The organism is Streptosporangium minutum, assembly GCF_002149035.1.
Classification (GTDB): domain Bacteria; phylum Actinomycetota; class Actinomycetes; order Streptosporangiales; family Streptosporangiaceae; genus Streptosporangium; species Streptosporangium minutum.
The window spans coordinates 19498-38125 of the sequence record NZ_NGFP01000058.1; the positions used below are offsets into that span (position 1 = coordinate 19498).

Annotated in this window: 16 protein-coding genes; 6 read left to right on the forward strand and 10 right to left on the reverse strand. The window is 72.4% G+C overall.

The features are described 5' to 3' along the window. Positions 1-36: 36 nt before the first annotated feature. A complete protein-coding gene (locus CA984_RS15050) occupies positions 37-354 on the reverse strand; it encodes a DUF4031 domain-containing protein (protein ID WP_086572415.1) in 318 nt (105 codons plus the stop codon). Beyond that, a complete protein-coding gene (locus tag CA984_RS15055) occupies positions 351-902 on the reverse strand; it encodes a TetR/AcrR family transcriptional regulator (protein ID WP_086572417.1) in 552 nt (183 codons plus the stop codon). Before CA984_RS15055 ends, CA984_RS15050 begins: the two co-directional genes overlap by 4 nt. A 116-nt stretch (positions 903-1018) precedes the next feature. On the opposite strand from CA984_RS15055, the gene CA984_RS15060 reads away from it, so the two are divergent. Next, positions 1019-2620: an MDR family MFS transporter gene (locus CA984_RS15060; protein WP_086572419.1), complete on the forward strand. Its 1602-nt coding sequence runs from the start codon at positions 1019-1021 to the stop codon at positions 2618-2620. 50 nt (positions 2621-2670) lie between these two features. Further along, complete coding sequence (locus CA984_RS15065; RefSeq protein ID WP_086572421.1) at positions 2671-3621, forward strand: GNAT family N-acetyltransferase; 951 nt, start codon at positions 2671-2673, stop codon at positions 3619-3621. A 177-nt stretch (positions 3622-3798) separates the two neighbouring features. Here CA984_RS15065 and CA984_RS15070 read toward each other — a convergent pair whose 3' ends face one another. Beyond that, the gene (locus tag CA984_RS15070; protein WP_242675959.1) at positions 3799-5169 is read right to left on the reverse strand and encodes an MFS transporter; all 1371 of its coding nucleotides are present in this window, start codon (positions 5167-5169) and stop codon (positions 3799-3801) included. A gap of 108 nt (positions 5170-5277) precedes the next feature. On the opposite strand from CA984_RS15070, the gene CA984_RS15075 reads away from it, so the two are divergent. Next, complete coding sequence (locus CA984_RS15075; RefSeq protein ID WP_086572445.1) at positions 5278-6141, forward strand: helix-turn-helix transcriptional regulator; 864 nt, start codon at positions 5278-5280, stop codon at positions 6139-6141. Positions 6142-6169: 28 nt separating this feature from the next. On the opposite strand, the gene CA984_RS15080 is transcribed toward CA984_RS15075, so the two are convergent. The 4 genes from CA984_RS15080 to CA984_RS15095 all read right to left on the reverse strand — a co-directional run bounded on the left by CA984_RS15080 (position 6170) and on the right by CA984_RS15095 (position 11068). Next, the gene (locus CA984_RS15080; RefSeq protein ID WP_086572426.1) at positions 6170-7480 is read right to left on the reverse strand and encodes an AAA family ATPase; all 1311 of its coding nucleotides are present in this window, start codon (positions 7478-7480) and stop codon (positions 6170-6172) included. Then, on the reverse strand, positions 7471-8940 hold the full coding sequence (locus CA984_RS15085; protein WP_086572428.1) for a hypothetical protein: 1470 nt from the start codon (positions 8938-8940) through the stop codon (positions 7471-7473). The genes CA984_RS15080 and CA984_RS15085 overlap by 10 nt, the downstream gene beginning before the upstream one ends. A gap of 111 nt (positions 8941-9051) precedes the next feature. Next, positions 9052-10152, reverse strand: a complete 1101-nt coding sequence (locus CA984_RS15090; RefSeq protein WP_086572430.1) for a hypothetical protein — start codon at positions 10150-10152, stop codon at positions 9052-9054. 136 nt (positions 10153-10288) lie between these two features. Continuing rightward, positions 10289-11068 (reverse strand): hypothetical protein, encoded by a 780-nt coding sequence (locus tag CA984_RS15095; RefSeq protein ID WP_086572433.1) that lies wholly within the window; start codon positions 11066-11068, stop codon positions 10289-10291. Between the two features lie 107 nt (positions 11069-11175). Here CA984_RS15095 and CA984_RS15100 point away from each other — a divergent pair, with 107 nt between their 5' ends. Together CA984_RS15100 and CA984_RS15105 are read left to right on the forward strand one after the other, a co-directional pair. Beyond that, positions 11176-11622 (forward strand): PIN domain-containing protein, encoded by a 447-nt coding sequence (locus CA984_RS15100; RefSeq protein ID WP_086572435.1) that lies wholly within the window; start codon positions 11176-11178, stop codon positions 11620-11622. Between the two features lie 347 nt (positions 11623-11969). Further along, complete coding sequence (locus CA984_RS15105; protein WP_086572447.1) at positions 11970-12896, forward strand: peptidase associated/transthyretin-like domain-containing protein; 927 nt, start codon at positions 11970-11972, stop codon at positions 12894-12896. Here CA984_RS15105 and CA984_RS15110 read toward each other — a convergent pair. The 3 genes from CA984_RS15110 to CA984_RS15120 form a co-directional block, all read right to left on the reverse strand. Then, positions 12845-15091: an amylo-alpha-1,6-glucosidase gene (locus CA984_RS15110; RefSeq protein ID WP_242675960.1), complete on the reverse strand. Its 2247-nt coding sequence runs from the start codon at positions 15089-15091 to the stop codon at positions 12845-12847. The two genes, CA984_RS15105 and CA984_RS15110, sit on opposite strands and share 52 nt — an antisense overlap. Before the next feature lie 538 nt (positions 15092-15629). Beyond that, positions 15630-17060 (reverse strand): NADP-dependent phosphogluconate dehydrogenase, encoded by a 1431-nt coding sequence (gndA, locus tag CA984_RS15115; protein ID WP_086572437.1) that lies wholly within the window; start codon positions 17058-17060, stop codon positions 15630-15632. Between the two features lie 165 nt (positions 17061-17225). Next, a complete protein-coding gene (locus CA984_RS15120; RefSeq protein WP_207620881.1) occupies positions 17226-17936 on the reverse strand; it encodes a TetR/AcrR family transcriptional regulator in 711 nt (236 codons plus the stop codon). 143 nt (positions 17937-18079) lie between these two features. Here CA984_RS15120 and CA984_RS15125 point away from each other — a divergent pair, with 143 nt between their 5' ends. After that, a complete protein-coding gene (locus tag CA984_RS15125) occupies positions 18080-18394 on the forward strand; it encodes an aromatic-ring hydroxylase C-terminal domain-containing protein (RefSeq protein ID WP_086572439.1) in 315 nt (104 codons plus the stop codon). Positions 18395-18628: the final 234 nt, after the last annotated feature.

Below are 18628 nucleotides of genomic sequence, written 5' to 3' on the forward strand. Positions count from 1 at the left end.
GCCTTCAGGGAGGCGTCATGCCCGGCATGTCGTCATCTATGCGGGCCGGTTGGATTCGGGGATGGAATCCATACCGGGGACGTCCGGGCGGGGACGGACCTTGCGTCTGCGCAGGCCTGAGGCGATGAGCCGGGCGAGGAGCTCGCGTGACGACACGGCCTCCGCCCCCAGCGTGATCGCCCTGTCGTAGACGGTCTCGGGGACGTCGTAGTGGTCGCGGTCGAACGCCCGGGGCGGCACGCCCAGCCGGGCGGCGAAGGCGTGCAGCTCCTCGGTCGAGCTGTCGCTGACCAGATGTGACCAGAGCAGATCGCGGGGACCCGGCCAGTTCGGCGGGTCGATGAGCACGCTCACCGCTGGAGGAGTTCGAGCGCGACCTCCAGGGCCGCGGCCCTGCTCTCCTCTTCGGAGAGCTTGTCGTCCTTGAAGGCGAACCAGGCCGCGTGCAGGGCGAACATGGCCATCGAGTTCCTCAGCCGGACGGTCGGCGGGTCGTCCGGGTCGACGATGAAGGTGAGCACCTCGAACATCCGGTCGCGGTTGCTCTCCATCACCGGGTGGTGCTTCAGCGCGGTCTGGTTGCGCTCGAAGAAGCGCATGATCTCGCGGTGCCGCCCCCGGTGCAGGTCCTCGGAGTAACGGCGGACCAGCTCCCGGCGGGTCTCGTCGGTGTGCGGCTGCGTCCTGGCCCAGGCGATCAGCTCCTCGATCGAGCGCACCCGGTCCTCCACGAGACTGGTGACGATCTCGTCCTTGCTCTTGAAGTGATAGTAGAGTGCGGCCTTGGTCACGCCGAGGGCCTCCGCTATCTCCCGGAGCGAGGTCGCCTCATACCCCTGCTCGACGAAGAGCTTCAGGGCGATCTCCTGGATCCGTGTCCGGGTGTCGGCGTTTTCCCTCATGGTTCCCTTTGCAGCGAAATTGACTTGACGGCCGGTAAGTGATCGTCCTACATTCCCAGCATATCCGACACTAGCCGGTCGGCAAGTAAGCAAGATCTTTTATGGGGAGACGGACGATGGGGGCGACAGAGGTGAAGGAGACCGCAGCCGCACCGGCACGGCGGCGTGAGGTCATGGTGGTGCTGCCGGGCCTGATGCTCGCGATGGTCCTGGCCATGCTCGACAACATGATCGTCGGTACCGCGATGCCCCGCATCGTCGGGGAGCTGGGCGGGCTGACCCACCTGTCCTGGGTGGTGACGGCCTACGTGCTCGGCACCACCGTCTCCACCCCCATCTGGGGGAAGATCGGCGACCTGTACGGCAGGAAGAACATCTTCCTCGGGTCCATCGTCATCTTCATGATCGGTTCAGTGCTCTGCGGCATGGCCGGATCCGAGATGCTGGGCGGTCCCACCGACGGCATGGCCCAGCTCATCGCCTTCCGCGCGCTCCAGGGCCTCGGCGCCGGCGGCCTGCTGGTCAACGCGATGGCGATCATTGGCGACCTCGTCCCGCCGCGTGAGCGCGGCCAGTACCAGGGCATCATGGCGGGTGTGATGTCGCTGGCGATGATCGCCGGTCCGCTCGTCGGCGGGTTCATCACCGACCACCTCGACTGGCGCTGGGCCTTCTACGTGAACCTGCCCATCGGGTTCGTCGCGCTGGCGCTGCTGGCGGCCAAGCTGAAGCTGCCCAAGTACCGCACCGAGCACCGCATCGACTGGCTCGGCGCGATCCTGCTCTCCGTCGGCATCACCGCGCTGGTGCTCATCACCACCTGGGGCGGCAACGACTACGGATGGGGCTCGCCGCAGATCCTCGGCCTGGCCGCGCTCGCAGTCGTCACGCTGGCGCTGTTCATCCCGGTGGAGCGCCGTGCCGCGGAGCCGATCATGCCGCTCCAGCTGTTCCGCAACCGCAACTTCACGCTGATCTCGCTGGTCGGCTTCCTGCTCGGCTTCGCGATGTTCGGCGCCATCAACTTCCTGCCGCTGTTCCAGCAGACGGTCCAGGGCGCCAGCGCCACCAACTCGGGCCTGCTGCTGCTTCCGATGATGGGCTCGGCCATGGTGATCTCGCTCTTCGTCGGCCAGGCCATCACCAAGACCGGCAAGTACAAGGTCTACCCGGTCCTCGGCGGCGTGATCATGGCGGTCGCCATGTGGCTGCTCTCCCTGATGGACGTCAACACGCCCTCGTGGCAGACCGGCGTGTTCATCGCGGTGCTCGGCCTCGGCATGGGCTTCCTGATGCAGACCACCATGCTGATCGCGCAGAACAGCGTCGAGCAGAAGGACCTGGGTGTCTCCAGCAGCACCTCCACCTTCTTCCGCTCCATCGGCGGCTCGTTCGGCGTCTCGCTGTTCGGCGCGGTCTTCAACAACCAGCTCGCCTCCAGCCTGGAGAGCAAGCTGGGGCCCGCGGGTGAGAAGCTCGCCTCCAGCGGGGGCCAGTTCAACCCGGCCGCCCTGCACGAGCTTCCCGCCAACGTGCGCACCGGCTTCCTGGAGTCGCTGGCCACGTCCATCTCCGGCGTGTTCTGGTGGGCGATCCTGTTCGCCGTCCTGGTGCCGCTGCTGGCCGCCTTCATCAAGGAGATCCCGCTGCGCGGGGGCCCCGAGCAGAGCGGCGACGCCGAGGACCCGGCCCCGGCCCCGGCGCCGGTCCTCGACTGACGCAAGTCGCGGCCCAGCGAGTCCCAAGTCGCGCCGGGCAGGCTGTGCGCATGGAAACAACCACCGCCGCCGGGTACGTCACCCGGCGGCCTCTGGCCGAAGACGCCCACGCCGTCCACGAGCTGATCTCCCTGTGCGACACCCGGGTGATCGGCAAGGCGGACATGACCCTCGACGACGTCGCCGACCAGCTGAACGACCCCTCCTTCGACCGGGAGACCGACGGCTGGCTCGTCCACGACGAGGCCGGCCGCCTGGTCGCCTGGGCCTGGGCCTGCCGCAAGGGCACCAGCGACAACGTGGACATCGACGTGGTCGTGCACCCCGACGCCCCCGGGCTCACCGGCCGGCTCTGGGACACCGTGACCGAGCGGGCCGGGCGGATCGCCGCCGGGCTCGGTCACGACAGGGCCGTGCTGGACATCGGCCTGTATCGGGAGGACAGCGGCAAGCGCGCCATCGCCGCCGCCCGCGGGTTCAGCGTCGCGACCAGCTTCATCCGGCTCCGCGTCGACCACGGGACCTCGGTGCCCGAACCCGCTCCGCCGGCCGGCCTCACGGTCCACCGGGGGGTCACCGAGGAGGTCCGCCGCCAGGGACACGCGGTCCAGCAGGCCGGGTTCGCCGAGCACTTCGGGTTCGCCCCCATGGACTACGACGAGTGGTACGGAGAGCTGGACTCCTCGGCCAGCGGCGACTGGTCGCAGCTGACGGTCGCCCGGATCGGCGGCGAGCCGGCGGCGATGCTGCTGGGCACCAACGCCTTCGCCGGGGACGAGAACTGCGGCTACGTGCGCCGGCTGGCCGTGCTGCCGGCCTTCCGAGGACGCGGTCTGGGCCGGTTCATGCTCCGCAAGGCCTTCGCGGACGACGCCCGGCGCGGCCGGGTGGGCACCTACCTGCACGTGGACGCCAACAACAGCACGCCCGCCCTGGACCTGTACCTGTCGGTGGGCATGCGCCAGGTGCTGGCCATCGACGTGTGGCGGCGGACGGTCTGACCTTCCCGGACACGGCCGGGTCCGCAGCGGTCCGGCCGCGCTCCGGGTGCGGCCGCACCTGGCCGGTACGGCTGTCCTCCCGGTGCGGCTCGGCCTCCGGTCCGGCCGCGCTCCGGGCACGGCCCGCGCGGAGCCGCGCCTGCGGGTACGGCTCCGGTCCGGCCGTGCCCGGAGAGGTCATCGCCGGCGCAGCAGCGGCAGCGCGCACGCCCCGGTGGCCAGCGCCGTGACCGCCAGGGCCACGGCGGCGCCCGTGATCGACCCCACGCTCAGATACAGCGTGCCGAACGTGGCCACGCCCACGACCTGGCCGAGCTGGGTCACCATGACGAACAGGCCGCTGGTGTCGGAGGCGTCCTCGGGCGCGACATGGGTGAGCGCGACCGTGAGCACCGGGCTGAACGCCCCGCCCAGGCCGGCCCCGGTCACCGCCAGGGCCACCCAGAGGAACGGCAGGCCGTGGCCGCCGCCGCCCAACGCCAGTGCCAGCCCCAGGTATCCCAGCGCGGCCAGGCCGAAGGAGGAGATGATCATACGGCGGTGCAGGTGCCCGGGGATCCGCCGCCAGTTGAGGCTGACCACCGCGAAGGCGGCCGCGGCGGGAACGAACGTCAGGCCCGCCCGCAGCGGGCTGTCGCCCAGGGGGCCCTGCAGGTGCAGAGCGAGGGCGAACAGGAACCCGCCGTAGGTCGCCATCACCCCGAAGACGGCCAGCGCGGAGGTGACCACCCCGGGGGCCCGCAGAACCCGCACGGGCACCAGAGGCGCGGCGGCCCGCCGCTCCATCAGCACGAAGACCCCCGCGAACGCCACGCTCGCGGCCATCGCGGCCCATCCCCACAGCGGCCAGCTCTGCTCGTGGCCCAGCACCAGCGGCACCACCAGGAGACTGACCGTCAGCGAGAGCGTGACCAGGCCGGGCAGGTCCAGCGGGCGGTGGCGCACGGGGCCGTCGGCCGGCAGCAGCCTCGCGCCCAGGACGAGCAGCCCGAGCCCGATGGGCACGTTCACCAGGAACACCGGCCGCCACGCCGTGCCGTACAGGTCGGCGGAGACCAGCACCCCGCCCAGCACCTGGCCGGCCACGGCGGCCCCCGAGATCACCGTCGCGTAGAGGCTGAGCGCGCGGGCCCGCGCGGCCCCCTCGAAGTTCATCTGGATCATGCTCAGCACCTGAGGCACCATCAGAGCGGCCCCCGCGCCCTGGAGCAGCCGGAAGGCGACGAGCTGCCCTGCGGAGACGGCCAGGCCGCAGGCCAGGGAGGCAGCGGTGAAGCCCGCCAGGCCGTACAGGAACAGGCGGCGCCCGCCGTACCGGCCGCCCAGCCGGGCACCGGTGATCAGCAACATGGCATAGGCGATGGTGTAGCCGGAAATGATCATTTGGAGTCCCGAGCCGGACGTGCCAAGGTCGGCGCGGATCACGGGAGAGGCGACGTTGACGATGGAGACGTCCAGGATCGCCATGAACTGCCCGGTGAGGATCACCGTCAGCAACCAGGGAACGCGGCGCAGGGCCGGAGCTTCAACGGTGGATGTCGCGGTCATGGAGACGACTGTGACGTCGGGCCGGTACCGGTAACGAGTGCCTGCCGATCCTGGTACTGACAGCACCTGGCAGACGCCTCACCCGTCGGCCAGCATGAAGAGGTGACCATGACGACCCACGCGCGTGCCCGCCGAGTCGAGCTCGCGTCCTTCCTGCGCAGCCGCCGCGACCGCATCACCCCCGCCGCGGTGGGCCTGCCCCCGGGGTTGCGCCGCCGTACCCCCGGCCTGCGGCGCGAGGAGGTCGCCCTGCTCGCCGGGGTCGGAGTCACCTGGTACACCTGGCTGGAGCAGGGACGGCCGATCAACGTCAGCGCGCAGGTGCTCGACGCGATCTCCCGGACGCTCAAGCTGGACGAGGCCGAGCGCGAGCACCTCTACCGGCTCGCCGACATGCCCGCGGTGCCCGCCTCAGACGCCCACGTCGCCCTGGATCCCGAGATCCAGCGCATCCTCGACCAGCTCGGCCCGCTGCCCGCCTCCGTCTACAACAGCCGCTACGACCTGCTGGCCTGGAACGACACCTACGCCGCGCTGTTCGCGAGCATGACGTCGCGGCCTTCCGGCACCCGCAACGCGCTGTGGCAGATCTTCGTCACGAAGGAGTGCTGCAACCCGGTGGTCAACCGGGCGGAGGAGCTGCCGCAGATGGTGGCCACCCTCCGGGCGGGATTCGGACGCCACCTGCGGGAGCCGGCCTGGACCGACTTCGTCCGGCGGCTGTCGGCCGCCAGCCCGGAGTTCGCGGCCATGTGGGCCACCCACGACGTGGCCCGGCCGGGGAGCCGTATGAAGATCTTCCAGCATTCCGCGGTCGGGCAGGTGCGTACGATCTCCACGAGCATGGCGCTGGCGTCGCCGCCGGAGACCCGGATGGTGGTCTACACCCCCATGGACGAGGAGAGCCGCGAACGCGTCGCCTGGATCAGGGCGCACCCGCATGTCCCGGCCGTGCCCTCGCACACCCACTGATCCCCGGCAGGTGACACGGCGGGCCCCCTCAGTGGGCGGGGACCACCCGGTGCTTGGCGAGATGGGCCAGTACGGCCTGGTTGGCCTCCCACCCGTCGGGGAACTTCACCGGCACGCCGAGCTGGACCGGCTCGGCCGAGGGGTGGGCGTCCAGCAGCTCGGGGATGCCCGCCCGGGCGACCACGACGCAGGCGTGCCGGTGGCGGGAGGCGAGCACGCACAGCCGCCCCGACTCCAGGTGGAAGGCCGTGGCGTCGCGGCGGCCGGACAGGGGGTGGAGCACGATCGTCACGTCGTACTCCCGCCCCTGGAGGCGGTTGGCGGTGTCCACCGTGATCTCCTCCGGCACCCCGGCGGCGCGGATCGCGGCGACCTGGTCGCGGTGCGCGGCGCCGATGGCGATCCGGTCGGCCGTGACGCGGTGGCTGCCGCGTTCGGAGTGCGCGACCGGGGCCCGCTGCAGCAGCCGCACGGCCAGCACCGCCACCGCCTGCACGGCTTCGGCGTCCGTGCGCACCGTGTGGCGGCTCGGCAGCTCGTACAGCGCCCAGCCCGACGAGGCCGCCTCCTCCAGCGCGCGGTCGTAGGAGGTGCGCATGCCGTTGACGGTCAGCTCCAGCGACCGGTCCTCGTGAGCCGTTCCGGCCCGGAAGCCGGTGAACGGGTAGAACGCCTCGGAGACCACCGGCGCCGCCGAGGCGGGCAGCCGCCAGGAGACGGGCAGCCGGTGCACCGGCAGGTCGGGGTTGTGCCGCAGCAGCACCGAGACCGCGCTCTGCACCGGATCCCACGACAGGCCCGCCCAGCGGTCGCCGTCCACGATCGAGAACGGGTCGAGCTGGCCCGGGTCGCCCACGAACAGCGACCGCTCGAACAGCGAGGCGATGCGCAGCAGCTTGTCCGAACGCATCTGGTAGGCCTCGTCCACGATCGCCCAGGGCCAGGTCCGGTCGCCGACCCAGGCCCACTTGTCGGCGGTGGCGATCACCACCGCCGGGTCGCCGAGGTCGGGCAGCTTGCCCGCGACCGAGACGTTGGAGTGGGCGAGGATACGGCCGGGCGTGATGTAGCCGCCGGCCGACAGACGGCCGATCGACAGGTCGGGGTGCTCGGTCGCGAGCCGTTCCACCAGGTCGTCGACCTGCTCGTTGGTCTGCGCGACGATCATCAGCGGCTCGCCGGTCTCGGCGATGTGCCCGGCGGCCTTGACCACCAGGGTGGACTTGCCCGCCCCGGGAGGGGAGTCCACCACCACGCCCCGGTTGCGGGGCAGGTCCGCCAGGACCGCGCCGACGACGGCCGCCGCCTCCTGCTGGGGCGTCTGAGCACTCACGACCATTCCTCCTGCGCGTCGTCGTCGCTGGGCACGTACTCCTCCGGCGGGCCGCCGTGGGTCCACGGCGTCCGCTCGGGGTCGGGGAGCGCCGCCGAGGACTGGAAGTCGTCGGTCAGCGAGGTGTAGCAGACCCGCTCACCCGGCTCGGGCACCGCGCCCGGGGCGGGCGTCTTCCCCCGCCCCATCCCCTTGGTGATCTTCAGAGTGATCTCGCCGTCCGCGATCTCGACGATCTCGGCGGCGTGGCCCCGCCGGTCGGGGCTGCCGACCGTGGTGCCGGCGGCCAGCCGTACCGGGTCCTCGGTCCGGACCGTGATCAGCGGGCGGAGCTTGCGTGAGCGGCCCTCGCCCTCGGTGTGCTCCGGGTCCGCGCCCGTCACCGTCCCGGAGAACGCCTCGCCGGTCAGCCGGTACTCGGCCATGACCAGCGGATCGTCGTAGGCCCGCTGCACGTCGTAGCTCGCCCGGGCCCGTTCCAGCCCGGCCAGCCGCGCGGCGGCGCCGACCGCGCCGTCCCTGCGTGCCTGCGGCGGGCCGCCCTCGGCGATCCGCTCGGCGAACCTGGTGAACGAGCCGCGGTCGGTGTCCCAGCGGTCCTTCACCCGCCGGCCCTCGGGCAGCTCGCGCAGCAGGCGGGCCGCCCGCCACATCAGCCGCCAGGTCGGTTCGAGCTGGGTCCGCAGCGCCTGGGTGACGCGCTCCACGGCGCGGTCGGTCGGAGCCTCCTCATAGGCCCGTACGGCGGGGCCGAGCACCTCGTTGTCGAAGCCCGGGTCGGTGGTGGGGCCGGCCGGCGGCCAGAGCAGCGGGTCCTCGGCCTCCTCGGCGGCCCGCCGGCCGCTCATCCCCGGGGGAGGGGCGATCCACCCGAGCAGCGCCGCGAGGTTGGCGTCCTCCAGTCCGCTCTGCCCGGTCGCCCAGTGCATGCTCAGCGCCTCGGTCGCCACCAGCAGCAGGGAGGAGCCCGGCTGCTGCGACCGGTCGGCGAAGTAGGTCAGCCACCGGCCGAGCAGCGGCACCGACGGATGCACCGGATAGGGCCCGTCGGCCCGGCGGAACCGGGTGGAACGGCCCAGCAGCGCCACGAAGGCGGCCGCCGACCGGTTGGGGACGAGGATCTGCGGCGCGTCCAGGCACCGCTCGTACGGCTCCCCGCCCTTCTTCTCGACCGTCTCGGTGGTCTTGCCGAACCCCTCGACGTACGGCAGGAGCACCTCGGCCAGGCCGGCGGCGAAGGCGAAGCGCAGGTCCCGGTTGCGCGGCTGGGGGACCACCAGCAGCCGGGGGTGGTCCGGGTCGGCGCCCACCATCGCGGCCAGCGGCGCGGCCGTCTCACCGGCCAGCCTGAGCGGGATGAACACCATCGGCCGGGGGGCGATGTGGCAGTGCCGGACCGTGGTGATCCGCTGCGCGGCGCCGTCCCGGATGGCGCGCAACTGCGCCAGGGCCGTCAGAGCGCTCACGTCGCCCCCTCCGCCGGCTCCGCGCCGCCGTATTCATTGTCTTGCTCGCTCCGCTCGCTCACGTCGCCGCCTCCGCGAGCGCCGCGCCGCCGTGCTCATCGGTCCGCGCGCTCAATTCAGGCACTCCTCGCGCAGGCGGTCCGCCAGGCGGAGCAGGCGGGCGACCTCCTCCTGGCCCTCGGCGGGCTCGACGGTGCCCTCGGCCAGGCCGAGGGCCTCGGTCATCAGGGAGACGCCGCCGAGCTGGTCGCGGACCTGGCGGCCCAGCAGGTCGGTGGAGCCGCAGCCACGGGCCTCGTCACGGCAGAACATGCACATGTCGCAGGTGGACAGGCAGTCGGGCGCGTAGCGGGCGGGCACCTGGCCCAGCGCGCCGGCCAGATCCTCCGCCGACCGGGTGGGCACGCCGTCCGCGTCGGGGACCAGGTCGAAGGTGAGTCCCTGGGGGAGCCCTTCGAGCAGGCGGTCCACCCGGGTCATCCGGGCGAGCTGCCGCTTGAGCACGGCGAGCTGCTTGCGCACGTCCACCAGCGTCGCGGTCGGCCGGTTGGCGAAGTTCTCCGGGCAGACGAGCACCACGTCGTGGGAGACGCGCTCGGGGTCGTGCCCGAGGTCGGCCAGGAGCGTGCGCAGCGCCAGGACGTAGACCGCGGCCTGCCTGGCCGCGGCGGCGACCTTCTCGGGCTCGGCCTGGCCGTCGATCACGCCGAACGACTTGATCTCCACGATGCGGAAGCGCCCCCCGAGCTGGAAGGCCACCACGTCGGGCTCGAGGTAGGAGGTGTGCCCGGCGATCTCCAGGCTGAACAGCGGATGGTCGTAGAAGACCGCCGCGTCGTCGTTCTCGCGCGCCGCCCGGTCGATCAGCGTCCGGGTGTGGGAGTGGCGCAGGTGGGAGCCGACGCTCTCCACGTCCTGGTAGCCGACCTGGGCGACGGGCAGGCCGAGCAGCTCGCGCAGGAGCCGCAGCAGTTCGGCGCAGCCGTTCTCCTTCACCAGCGCCTCGAACACGTTGCCACGGGTGATCGCGAACTGCGACTGGCCGAAGGGGGCCGGGAAGCCGAGGTGCCGGGCCGTACGGTCCTTGTCCACCCCGGCGGCGTCCATCAGCGCCCGGCGGGCGCAGCCGGGGTTGGCGGCCAGCGCCGCGATGGCGCGGGCGTCGTGCGCGCGGGACGGCACCGGCCCGCGCAGCTCGTCCAGCCGGTTCACCGGCCACCCCCGGTGCGGCCGTCGCCTGCCGGGCCCGGCCGGTCCGCCGGTCGTCCCCGGCGGTGCGTGCCGCCTCCGGCCCGTACGGCGGGCCTCTCCAGTGGGCGGGCCACCCACGCCGTGCTCTGCCTGTTCATCAACAGGCCCCTCTCAAGGTGCTCATCGCGGCGACGCCGAACAGGCGCTCCACGTCCGGTAGTTGCCTGCTCGCCCGCGCCGCCACCTCGGCCCGCTGCGCGGTGTCGGCGGCCCGATGCACCTCCAGCTCGGCCCGGGCCGCGCGGATCGCGGTCACCGGATCGGCCTGGACGAAACCTTCGACGGCGCCGGGGATGTTCTGCGCCATCCGCGACAGCAGCCGCAGCGCGCCCGCCGGCGGCTCGGCCAGCCGGGCGAGGTGTTCGGCGATGCGCGTGGTCGAGGTGAGGAAGTCGACGCGCGGGCTCAGCGGCCCCAGCACCCGCAGCTCGGGCGGCCAGGTGCTGTCGGCGAGCAGCCCGCGGGCGGGGGAGAGCCGGTCGGTCAGCGCGGCGCACAGGTAGTAGGGGCGGGCGTAGGGATCGCTGCGGAAGGAGCGCTCCTCGTCCCTGCGCAGGCTGGTCAGCTGGGAGCCGCGTAGCGCGCCGGAGAAGAACGCGTTGTTCACCGCCACGACCAGCTTGGCCGCGGTGGGCACGCCCAGCAGCGCCAGTGCCTGGTGCACCTGCTCCCTGATCGGCAGCAGCGAGGTCTCGGGCTCGCGGGGCGGCGGCGGGGGCTCCTCGGCGATGATCGCCGCGTCCCATGCCTGTTCGGCCCGGCGGAGGTCTCCGCGCAGCGACCGGGCCAGCGAGTTCTCCTTCGCCTTCACCGCCCGTCGCACTTCGGCGCGGAGCTCGGCTATCCGCCGTTCCAGCGCGTCCAGTGATTCACTCACGGCCCGGAGCGTAACAGGAGTTCCACCAGTCTCCCTTGAGTTCCAGCGAATTCCAGCATTAAAGTGCAGCCCATGACACGGTAATACTGGGACGAAAGGGGCATTTCATGCGGAACCTATCGGAAGGTCGCGCCGTCCACCTGCTGGACGTGGAGAACCTCGTAGGGAACGCGCGCCCCGCCACCGGAGGCGTCCGGATCATGATGGCCCGCTACCGTCAATGCGTCCCCACCGGAGGCATGGACCAGTATGTCGCCGCGGTCAACCACGGCGCCCTGGTCCCCGTCGGCCTGGCCCTGGCCGGGATCCAGCTCCTGGTCCGCTCCGGCCGTGACGGGGCCGACGGGGCGCTGGCCGAGGTGATCCGCCTGGACCACCTCGCCGACCGGTTCGAGCGCGTGGTCATCGGCTCCGGCGACGGCGTCTTCGCCGACTTCGCCGGCTGGCTGTCCGGGCGGGGCGTCCTGGTCGTGGTGGTCTCCCGCCCGGAGTCGCTCAACCGCCGGCTCCGCCGTACGGCGGCCCAGGTCATCTCGCTGGACCTGGCGGCCTGATCGCCGGCGCCGCGCGGCCCGCCTGGCGGCGGGGGATTGTGATCTTTCTCCATGCGGACGCCCAACCCCCTCACATCCGTTGACCCCCGGCATATCAGCCGATACCGGCTGATCGGCCGGCTGGGGGCCGGGGGCAGGGCGTGGTCCACCTCGGCGAGGATCCCGCGGGCACGGCCGTGGCGATCAAGGTGTTGCGCGCGATCGCCACGGCGGCCCCCGAGCTCCAGGCGTGCTACGGACCCGTCGGGCCGCGGGCCGGACGGAGGCGGTTCCCCGCCCGCTCTCAGACAATCCTCACGCTCCCCGCCTACCTTCGGCCACACGGCACGGCACCGAAGGGAGAAGGCATGGAAGAGCACGACGAGGGCCGGCGGGTCAGCCGCCGGACGGCCCTGGCGGGGATCGGCACGATCGGGCTGGGAGCGATCCTCGCGGCCTGCGGGAAGGCGGCCGGGACCTCCTCGACGGTCACCACCTCCACGGGGGCGACCGCCTCGATCACGCCGCAGGCGGCGACGGGCGCCGCCCGGACCGACCTGTTCTCCGGCTCCAACACCTGCGTGCTGACGGAGTCGACGACGCAGGGGCCGTACTACTTCGACGCGGACAAGATCCGTAGCGACATCCGCGAGGACAGGCAGGGCACGCGGTTGAAGGTCGCGATCAAGGTGCAGGACAGCGAGACGTGCGAGCCGCTGTCCGACGCCGTGGTCGAGATCTGGCACTGCGACGCCGGGGGCCTCTACTCCGGCGCCGAGTCGCTGTCCTCCGGGCAGGGCGGCCCCGGCGGCCCCGGCGGCGGCACGCCGCCGACCGGCCCGCCGCCCGGGGGAGAGGGCGGCGCACCGCCCACAGACAGGCCCACCGGCCGGCCGTCCGGAGGACCGGGCGGCCCCGGGGCGGACGACGGCATGGGAGACCTCAAGCCGGCCGACGACAAGCGCTACCTGCGCGGTGCGCAGGTCACAGACTCCAGCGGAGTGGTGGAGTTCACCACCGTCTGGCCGGGCTGGTACCGGGGGCGGACCGTCCACATCCACGCGATGGTGCACGTCGGCAAGGCGCGGGTGCTGACCACGCAGCTGATGTTCGACGAGGATCTCAACACGGAGGTGTTCGCGGCGGAGCCGTACGCCCGCCACACCGGCCGGGACACCTTCAACGACGGTGACGGCATCTACCGGCCGGCCATGCTGCTGAAGATCACCGAGGACGGCGACGGCTACCGGGGAGCCATCGTGCTCTCCGCCGACTCCGACCGGGACGGCGCCTGACCTTCCGCGGGGACGCCGTCCGGTGGCGTTCCCGCCCGCGCCGACGCCACGGTCACGGGCCCGCCCGCGGCGGTCTCCAGGAGGAGCCCGGCGGGCAGGCCGGTCACGCTGACCGAGCCGTCCAGGTCCACCGCCGCGCTCACCTCGGCGCCGCCGATCCGGAGCCCGCGCGCGGAGAGCGCGCCCAGAGGAGCGCCCGCGAGCGGGCGGAGCAGCACCCGGCCGGCGGGCACGTCGGGGTAGAGGCCCAGCGCGGCGTGCACGATCGTCACCGCGGCCGCGGCCGACCACGCCTGCGGGCGGCAGGCCGCGGGGTAGGGCACGGGACGCCCGAGCGTCTCGCGGTCGTCGCCGCCGAACAGCTCCGGCAGCCGGTAACCGAACGTCTCGCCCGCGGTGAGCAGCCCTCCGGCGAGCTGCGCCGCCTGCGCGCCGAACCCCGCCCGCGCCAGCCCGGCGACCACGATCGCGGTGTCGTGGGCCCAGATCGACCCGCAGTGGTAGGACAGCGGGCTGAACCCGCCCTCGTCCGCCGACATCGTGCGCAGCCCGAAGCCGCCGGCCATCGCCGGTGAGACCAGCAGGGCGGCGACCTCGGCCTCCTCGGCGCCGGTGAGCAGGCCGGTGCCCAGAAGGTGCCCGATGTTGCTGGTCAGCGCGTCCACCGGGCGCTTGTCGCGGTCCAGGGCCAGCGCGGGGAACCTGCCCCGCGGGCCGTCCACCCAGAACCGGGCGCGGAAGCGCTCGGCCAGCGCCCCGGAGTGCTCGCGCCAGCGCCCGGCTCCGGGGCGGCCGAACGCCTCCAGCAGGTCCGCGGCCTGCCGGGCCGCCTGGTAGGCGTAGCCCTGTACCTCGACCAGGGCGATCGGCGGCCGGGCCTGACGGCCGTCGTGGAAGCGCACCGCGTCGCCGGAGTCCTTCCAGCCCTGGTTGGCCAGTCCCCGGCCGCTGGTGTCGACGTATTCCACGAAGCCGTCGCCGTCGGGGTCGGCGTGCTCGGCGAGCCAGCCGAGGGCGGCCTCCAGATGGGGCAGGAGCGCGGCCAGCTCCACCTCGGGCGCGCCCCAGCGCCAGGCGTCGTGCAGCAGGCTGATCCAGAGCGGGGTGGCGTCGACCGTGCCGTAGTAGGCGGCCGGCAGGCGCAGGCCGTCGTTCTCCAGGGCGAACTCGTGCCGCCGCAGCTCATGCATGATCTTCCCGGGAGCCTCGCCGGAACCGGGGTCGAGCCGGGCGCCCTGACGCCGGGCCAGCACCCGCAGGGTGCCCATGGCCAGCTCGGTGCCGAGCGGCAGCAGCATCCGGGCGGCCCAGATGCTGTCGCGCCCGAAGAGCGTGAGGAACCAGGGCACGCCGGCGCCGAGGAAGGCGTCGGCGGGGGCGCCCGTCTCGGCCAGCCGCAGCGACCGCAGGTCGTCCAGGGACCGCTCGAAGAGCCGGGCCAGCCGGTGGTCGGTGGCGGTGACCCGGGGCCCGCCCTGTCCGGCGGCCCACTCGGCCGGGCGGGCGGGGGCGGTCACCACGGCCTCCGGGTCGTGCACCGCGACGTCCCAGCGGAGCGTGGTCCGGCCGCGGGGCGCCAGCGCGACGGGCCAGCTCAGCCGCCCCGCCCGTCCGGACTCCGCCGGCTCGGCGTGCGCGTCCACGCCGGTCACCGTGACCCGGATGCCGTCCGAACCCCACGTCAGCTCGCCGGGCCCGCCGCCCGCGCCGGCGGCCGGTGCGGTCTCACCCCCCGACTTCACCACCTCTATCGGGGCGAAGTCGCAGCTCAGGGCTAAGGTAATGGTAGTGGTGACCGGCCTGGAGGCGGTGGAGACGATCTCGATGTGCTCGCTCATGCCGCCCGGCACGACCTGCCGGACGCGGTGGATCCGCACGGTGGGGTCGGGGGAGGGGTCTCCCAGCCATCGTGCCAGCGCGACGAACCGGACGCCGCCCGCCCCCCGCGGCGCGTAGCCGACGGCCTCGGGCTCCCGCCCGTCGATCTCCAGCCTGGCCTGTGACAGCGCACGGGAGTCGGCGTGGAACAGGCCCTGGACGCCGGATGTCCGGATCTGCCCGTCGTCGCCGCTCAGCGCGGCCGTCGGCGCCATGACGGCGCTGACGAGATCGTGCAGCAGTGGCTGGAGGCGGTGGGCGGCGGGGGGTTCGATCACCGTGACGGCCGGTGATGGAGGTACGGCTCCGTCGAGCACGGATGGCTCCCTGAGTCATGTCGAGCCGGTGAAGTCCTGACAGACCGTATACGGCACCTGCAAATCGCGACGCGCTCTCTTCACCCGAACAATCCGATCACGCCGCATGGCGCTCCGAATGCTCAAATCCGGAAAGGCGCCCGTGTCCGGAGACGCGGCGATCGCCGACGCCGACGTGTCACACAGGACGGTGCCGAACGTGCTGCTCCAGCCCTCCCCGGCCGTACGGCGGCCGGCACCTGGGCCAAGGGAGCGGGTGTAAGCCCTCGGGTTGGGGCCGTCCCGGGGGCTACCTGCGGTGGAACAGGACGATCCAACCCGGGAGGGCGGGAATCCCCCGGCTTCAGCCGTGGGGAGGATGTCAACCCGGAGTTCCCCGTACTCAAGCAGCACGGCGTCCACGACAGCCGTACGGCGCTGACCGTGCGGGTGATCACGGACGCGGCCGGGGCCTTCGTCCGCGGGGCCGGCGAGGGCACGGAGAAGGGAAGGCGCCGTCGACCCTGTGCCGCCGGCTCGGGGTCTCAGGCCCGGGGTCTCAGGCTCCGATCTCCGTGCGGTCGCCGGACCACAGGGTGTGGAAGGAGCCCTCCCGGTCCGTCCGCTGGTAGGTATGCGCGCCGAAGAAGTCCCGCTGGCCCTGGATCAGGGCCGCGGGCAGACGCTCGGCCCGCAGCGAGTCGTAGTAGGCCAGCGCGGTCGAGAAGCCGGGCGCCGGGATGCCCAGCTCCGCCGCCTTCGCCACCACCCGCCGCCACGACTCCTGCGCCAGGCCCAGGGCCTCGACGAACAGGGGGGCGGTCAGCAGGGTCACCGGCGGGGTCTCCTCCTCGTAGGCCTCGCGGATGCGGTCGAGGAAGACGGCCCGGATGATGCAGCCGCCGCGCCAGATCGTGGCCAGCGAGCCCGGATCCACATCCCAGCCGTACTCCGCGCTCCCGGCCCTGATCTGGTCGAACCCCTGCGCGTAAGCGATGATCTTCGACGCGTACAGTGCCCGCCGCACGTCCTCGGCGAAACCCTCGCCGACCGACCCGGCCGGCACGCCCGAGGGGCCGGGCAGGCCGCGTGCGGCCTCACGCAGGTCCGCGTGGCCGGAGACCGAGCGGGCGAACACCGCCTCGGCGATACCGCTCACCGGGACACCCAGATCCAGCGCGATCTGCACGGTCCACCGGCCGGTGCCCTTCTGCTCGGCCCGGTCGGCGATGACGTCCACGAGCGGCCTGCCGGTGGCGGCGTCGATCTGCCGGAGCACCTCGGCGGTGATCTCGATGAGGTAGGAGGACAGCTCGCCCTTGTTCCACTCCTCGAAGACGTCCGCGAGCTCCGCCGGGCTCAGGCCGAGCCCCTGCCTGAGCAGGTCGTAGGCCTCGGCGATGAGCTGCATGTCGGCGTACTCGATGCCGTTGTGCACCATCTTGACGAAGTGCCCGGCGCCGTCGGGGCCGATGTGGGTACAGCAGGGCACGCTGTCCACCTTCGCGGCGATGTCTTCCAGCAGCGGGCCCAGCGCCTCGTAGGACTCCCGGGAGCCGCCCGGCATGATGCTCGGCCCGAGCAGCGCCCCCTCCTCGCCACCGGACACCCCCGCCCCGACGAAGTGGACGCCCTGCTCGCGCAGCGCCGCCTCCCGCCTGCGGGTGTCGAGGAAGTGCGCGTTCCCGCCGTCCACGAGCATGTCGCCCGGCTCCAGCAGGGGGGCGAACTCCTCGATCACCGCGTCGGTCGGGGCGCCCGCCTTCACCATGATGAGGATGCGCCGGGGGCGCTCCAGCGCCGCGACGAGCTCCTCCGGGGTCTCGCAGGCGACGAACGCCCCCTCGTCGCCGTGCTCCTCCATCAGCGCCTTGGTCCGGAACCGCGACCTGTTGTGTATGGCTACCGCGTGCCCGTGCCGCGCCAGGTTGCGGGCGAGGTTCGCGCCCATGACCGCCAAGCCGGTAACACCGATCTGTGCCTGAGTCATTCTCTGATCCCCCCTCGTGTCCAAGAATGTCAGGTCACATTCGTTGCTTCTCTACCCGGTTCTCGTATCGCAGGGCCTCGTGTCGTATCTCGACGGATCGGGGATCGCCGGTCTCCGGCGCCGCCACCTGCTGGAGCGCGCCGAACGGGAGAGTCCGACCGGGGTCTAACCGCGGTGGTCGTGGCCTGCGGCTGCGAAATCGCGCATACCTCTGAGTAGAAGGTCCAGGCCGAGGGCGAACTCCTCGGCGAGGGGCACGGTGGCCTCGTCCGCCGTCCGGCTGATCGCGGGGTACACAGCCGGGTCCACATGGAACAGCCGGTCTCCGGCCTGCTTATCGGCGTCCTGCTGGTCGGCGTCGGTGCGCAGTTGCAGGGCGAAACCGATGACGAAGCGCCCGAGGGCGGCGGCGAGCATCCGTGCGGTCGCAGGGGGGAAGCCATGGGCGAGCAGGGTTGACAGGCAGACCTCGCGGAAAGCCATCGCATGCGGTCCGGTCGGGACGGTCTCGATGAGAAGCGGAGCCGCGTTGGGATGACGGGCGATGGCGTCGAACAGGCTCCTCGCGAGGTGCTCGCAGGCCCGCGACATGTCGGCGCCTTCGAGCGCCTCGCTATCGACGGCGATCTCGCTGAACACGCGTTCGACCACGTGGCCGACCAGGTCGGCGCGGTTGTCGACGTGACGGTAGAGCGTGGCGGTGCTCGATCCGAGCCGCTGCGCCAAGGCACGGAGTGTGAGGGCCTCCGCTCCCTCGGCGTCCACGATCTCCAGAGCGGTGGCGATGATGCGTTCGAACGGCATTCTCGGCCGGCCGGGGGACTTGGCGACCGCTCCCACCCCGTTCGGTGTGGTCTTGGGTTCGGATCCGCTCATCGACTGCACTCCACCAGTATCCCGCTGTCCCGCGCCGTCGCCTCGTGGCGTCGGCAGGCCGTCAGGTGCTGTTGTGACCCCACCCAATTTCGGCTACATCGTAGTCGAAATGGTTCGGGATGGGCCGGAGCGTGGGAGAGACGATGAACGCCGCCTACACCGACATCCATGGCCGCTCCGGCCGTCTGCACCAGGCGTTCCGAGGACCGAAGTTCACCCTGCTCGCTCTGGGCGACGGCGCGGCGGCGACCACCGCGACCCTGGCTTGGCCGGCCATGGGCGATCCCCTCGACACCCTGGCCGTGTCCGACCCTGGCTCCGGCCTGAAGCGGAGCTACGGCGTCACCGGCCCCACCCTGATCCTGGTGCGGCCCGACGGCTACATCACCGCAGTCGACCGGGACGGTCGGCACACCGACATCGAGCAGTTCCTGGAACTCGTCGCGCCCGCAGCATGAGGATCGCTCAACGCCCGACGGTCGAGGGCGGTTTCCGTAGTTCGAGCCGGCTGAGGGGGCTTCCGCTCACGGCGGCGGGCATCTGGCTGCCCGACCTCCCCCTCTTCCTGATCGGCGCCGCCCTGTCAGGCGCCGGTAAGAGCAACACGAGATTATCGAGGAGAGAACCGGACCGGTCATCGGCGGGGTGCGGCCGAGGACATCAGGGCGGGCCGGGRTAGGGCGGTCCGGGGT